The following is a 4,047-nucleotide window of genomic DNA, read 5'->3' as shown; positions in this document are numbered from 1 at the left end:
GGGTTCGGGGCTCGGGCCAGGGGCGCGGGCTCGGGGCTCTGTTCGGGTGGCCCGGAGGTGGTCAGTGGAAGAGCTTGAGGCCGACCACGCCGGCGACCACCAGCAGCAGGCAGAGGATGCGGGGCAGGCTGGCGGGCTCACCGAGGGCCACCATGCCGACCAGTGCCGTGCCCACCGCGCCGATACCGACCCAGATCGCGTACCCGGTGCCGACCGGGATCTCGCGCAGGGCGTACGCCAGGCCGGCCATGCTGGCCACCAGTGTCACCGCGAAGACGATCGAGGGGAGTGGCCGGGTGAAGCCGGCGCTGCGGTCGAGGGCGACCGCCCACGCGGTCTCCAGCAGTCCGGAGACCACCAGCACGATCCAGGCCATGAAGATCACCTCGGAGGTCCGGCCCCGGCCGTCGCCGGGGCGGGGAACGAGTCGGGCGCGGGTCGCTGGCCTTGTCCTGGCCGGGGGTACGCCCACCGTTCGTCCGGGGCGGGCCAGGGCCACTTCCGGGGCCGGTGGGGCCGGTGAGGCGGCCGAGGCGCCGGCCCGACGCTAGCATCGCCTGCCGGCCGCCGCCGGTGACGTCCCCCACCACCGATTGAGCTGAAGTTAACTTCAAGTTGCATGCTGGCCGTATGACCGTGCTTGTGACCGACCGAGAGGTCGCCGCCGCGCTGGACCCCGCCACCGCCGTCACGGCGATGCGGGAGGCCCTGCTGGCCGCCCACGCCGGCCGGCTCGTCGCGCCGCCCCGGGCCTCGGCGCCGCTGACCGGCGGACGGATGGTGCTCACCGCCGGCCAGCTCACCGGCCACTGGTACGGCTACCGCTCGTACGACACCCTCGGTCTACCCGAGTCCGAGCAACTCGTGGTGCTGCACGACGGGCGTACCGGGGCGGTGCGGGCGGTCGCCGTCGGCGAGGAGCTGGGATCACGGCGTACCGGGGGACTCGGCGGCATCGCCGTCGACGCCCTGGCCCGCCCCGACGCGGCCACCCTGGGCGTGATCGGTTCCGGCCGGCAGGCCTGGACGCAGGTGTGGGCCGCCGCGGCGGTACGCCCACTGCGCGAGGTGACCGTGTACAGCCGTTCGACGGCCCGGCGCGAGGCGTTCGCAGCCCGGGTCCGCGCCGAGCTGGGCGTGCCGGCCCGAGCGGCGGACAGCGCGCGGCAGGCGGTCAACCGCCGGGAGATCGTGGTACTCGCCACCACCAGCGTCAGCCCGGTGCTGGACGCCGCCGACCTCGCCCCCGGCACCCACGTCAACGCCGTCGGGTTCAAGCAGGCAGACCGACACGAGTTCGGCACCGACCTGCTGGAGCGCGCCGACCTGCTGGTGACCGACTCGCCGGCGCAGGCCACCGCGTACGTCCCGCCGATGCTCGCCGCCGTCGAGCCGTACGCGGAACGGCTGCGCGACCTTGGCGCGGTGCTGGCCGGCGCGGTCGCGGGCCGGACCGGCGCGGACCAGATCTCGGTCTTCTGCTCGACCGGCCTGGCCGGCACCGAGGTCTTCCTGCTCGACCGGCTGGTTCGGGTCGGCGCGGCCACGATCTGATCCGGTGCGACCGGCGGACGGGGGAGGGCCGCCGGCTGCGCCATGCCGCGTCCGGCCGCCGGATGCGGCGGGTTGCGGTGGCCCGGCGGGCCGGACATTCCGTAGTGCCGCAATCGGCACCGGGCGGCCCGCCGACGCCGGGCACGCCGGACCGCCCGGTACCCTCGGATGGTGTCTGCCACCTCCCCTTCCGACAACTCCAGCTCGGCGCGGCTGGCGCCACGCCGCGACTTGGAGAAGTCGTCCGACAACTCCGGCTCGGCGCGGCTGGCGCCACGCCGCGACCTGGAGAAGTCGTCCGACAACTCCGGCTCGGCGCGGCTGGCGCCGCGTGGCGACCTGGAGCCGTCGTCCGCGGCCGACGGCCGCCGCGTCGCCCTGCTGACCCTGGGCTGCGCCCGTAACGAGGTCGACTCGGAGGAGTTGGCCGCCCGGCTGCACGCCGACGGCTGGCAGGTCACCACCGACGGCGAGGGCGCCGACGTGGTGGTCGTCAACACCTGCGGGTTCGTGGAGAAGGCCAAGCAGGATTCCATCCAGACGTTGCTCGCCGCCGCCGACACCGGGGCCAAGGTCGTCGCCGCCGGCTGCATGGCCGAGCGGTACGGCCGGGAACTCGCCGAGAGCCTGCCCGAGGCGCAGGCGGTGCTGAGCTTCGACGACTACCCGGACATCGCCGCCCGGCTGGACGCCGTCGTCGCCGGCGAGTCGATCGACGCGCACACCCCACGCGACCGGCGCGAGCTGCTGCCGCTGACCCCGGTCAGGCGGCGGGACGCGGCGGTGTCGCTGCCCGGTCACGGCACCCCGACCCGGGCGACCGTCGAGACCGACGAGCACACCCCGGCGCACCTGCGTCCGGTGCTGCGCCGCCGGCTCGACACCGGCCCGGTCGCCTCGCTCAAGCTGGCCAGCGGCTGCGACCGCCGCTGCGCGTTCTGCGCCATCCCCGCCTTCCGCGGCGCCTTCGTCTCGCGTACCCCCGACGAGCTGCTCGCCGAGGCGGAGTGGCTGGCCAAAACCGGTGTCCGGGAGTTGGTGCTGGTCAGCGAGAACTCCACCTCGTACGGCAAGGACCTGGGCGACCCCCGGGCGCTGGAGAAGCTGCTCCCGCAGCTCGCCGCGATCGACGGCATCGTCCGGGTCCGGGCCAGCTACCTCCAGCCCGCCGAGACCCGGCCCGGTCTGGTCGAGGCGATCGCCACGACGCCCGGGGTGGCCGCGTACTTCGACCTGTCGTTCCAGCACTCCAGCGAGGCGGTGCTGCGCCGGATGCGCCGATTCGGCTCCACCGAGCGTTTCCTGGAGTTGCTGGCCTCCGCTCGCGCCCTGGCCCCCGAGGCCGGCGCGCGGAGCAACTTCATCGTCGGCTTCCCGGGCGAGACCCGTGCCGACTACCAGGAGCTCGTCCGTTTCCTCACCGAGGCACGGCTCGACGCGATCGGTGTGTTCGACTACAGCGACGAGGACGGCACCGAGGCCGCCGGCCTGCCCGGCAAGGTCACCGCCGCCACCGTCAAGCGTCGGTACGACCGGCTCAGCGCGCTCGCCGACGAGCTCTGCTCGCAGCGGGCCGAGGAGCGGCTCGGCTCGACCGTCGAGGTGCTGGTCGACTCGGTGGACGGCGGCGTGGTCGAGGGGCGGGCGGCCCACCAGGCACCCGAGGTCGACGGCTCCACCACCCTGGTCGCCCCGTCCGGCGGCGGGGTGGACCTGGCCGCGCTGCGCCCCGGTGACCTGGTGCGCGCCACCGTGACCGCGACCGAGGGTGTCGACCTGGTCGCCGTACCGGATGAGATGATCTCGGCGGCGCCCGGCGCGGAACGGTGACGGCGGGCCCGGAGGAAGCGGGGGAACCACGTGGGGCGGTGCCAGGTACGCCACGGCGGGACACGGCCGTGACCGGCGCGACGGAGTCGGCGCCGGTGGCCGCCCGGGTGCCGGTGCTCAACGCGGCGAACGGGCTGACCCTGCTGCGGCTGATGCTGGTGCCGGTCTTCGCGGTGTCGCTGGTCGGCTCGGGGATGACCCACCCCGGCTGGCGGATGGCCGCCTGCCTGATCTTCGTGGTCGCGTCCGCGACCGACCTGGTCGACGGGTGGATCGCCCGCCGGTTCGGCCTGGTCACCTCCGTCGGCAAGGTGGCCGACCCGATCGCCGACAAGGCGCTCACCGGCGCCGCCCTGGTGCTGCTCTCCTGGTACGACGGCCTGCCCTGGTGGGTGACGGTGGTCATCCTGGCCCGGGAGTTGGGCATCACCGCACTGCGGTTCTGGGTGATCCGGCACGGGGTGATCGCGGCCAGCCGGGGTGGCAAGGCCAAGACGGCCCTCCAGATCCTCGCCATCACCTGGTACGTCTGGCCCATGCCGGCCGCCCTCGCCGCCGTGGGCCCGTGGATCATGGCCGCGGCTGTCGTCGTCACGGTGGTCACCGGCTTCGACTACCTCGTCCAGGCGCTCCGCCTGCGCCGGCCGGCGCGCTGACCCATCC

Annotated in this window: 4 protein-coding genes; 3 read left to right on the top strand and 1 reads right to left on the bottom strand. The window is 74.5% G+C overall.

The window, feature by feature from the left end:
• Positions 1-61 precede the first annotated feature (61 nt).
• A complete protein-coding gene (locus tag E1165_RS28150; protein WP_132394725.1) occupies positions 62-376 on the bottom strand; it encodes a multidrug efflux SMR transporter in 315 nt (104 codons plus the stop codon).
• A 254-nt stretch (positions 377-630) separates the two neighbouring features.
• Here E1165_RS28150 and E1165_RS28145 point away from each other — a divergent pair, with 254 nt between their 5' ends.
• From E1165_RS28145 to pgsA, 3 genes are all read left to right on the top strand, one after another.
• Positions 631-1,554, top strand: coding sequence for an ornithine cyclodeaminase family protein (locus E1165_RS28145; protein WP_132394724.1), 924 nt, complete (start codon positions 631-633; stop codon positions 1,552-1,554).
• A gap of 339 nt (positions 1,555-1,893) precedes the next feature.
• Entirely contained in the window at positions 1,894-3,384 is a 1,491-nt protein-coding gene (rimO, locus tag E1165_RS28140; RefSeq protein WP_132394726.1) for a 30S ribosomal protein S12 methylthiotransferase RimO, read from the top strand.
• Positions 3,385-3,452: 68 nt separating this feature from the next.
• Complete coding sequence (pgsA, locus tag E1165_RS28135; RefSeq protein WP_132394723.1) at positions 3,453-4,040, top strand: CDP-diacylglycerol--glycerol-3-phosphate 3-phosphatidyltransferase; 588 nt, start codon at positions 3,453-3,455, stop codon at positions 4,038-4,040.
• The last annotated feature ends 7 nt before the right edge of the window (positions 4,041-4,047 follow it).

Source organism: Micromonospora sp. KC723 (assembly GCF_004348595.1).
In the GTDB taxonomy this organism is placed as follows: domain Bacteria; phylum Actinomycetota; class Actinomycetes; order Mycobacteriales; family Micromonosporaceae; genus Micromonospora.
This window is presented reverse-complemented; position numbering and strand designations above follow the sequence as displayed.

Excerpts from the sequence above, each read along its gene's own strand:
- E1165_RS28145 (WP_132394724.1), top strand. The coding sequence starts at position 631 with ATGACCGTGCTTGTGACCGACCGAGAGGTCGCCGCCGCGCTGGACCCC.
- E1165_RS28150 (WP_132394725.1), bottom strand. The coding sequence starts at position 376 with ATGGCCTGGATCGTGCTGGTGGTCTCCGGACTGCTGGAGACCGCGTGG.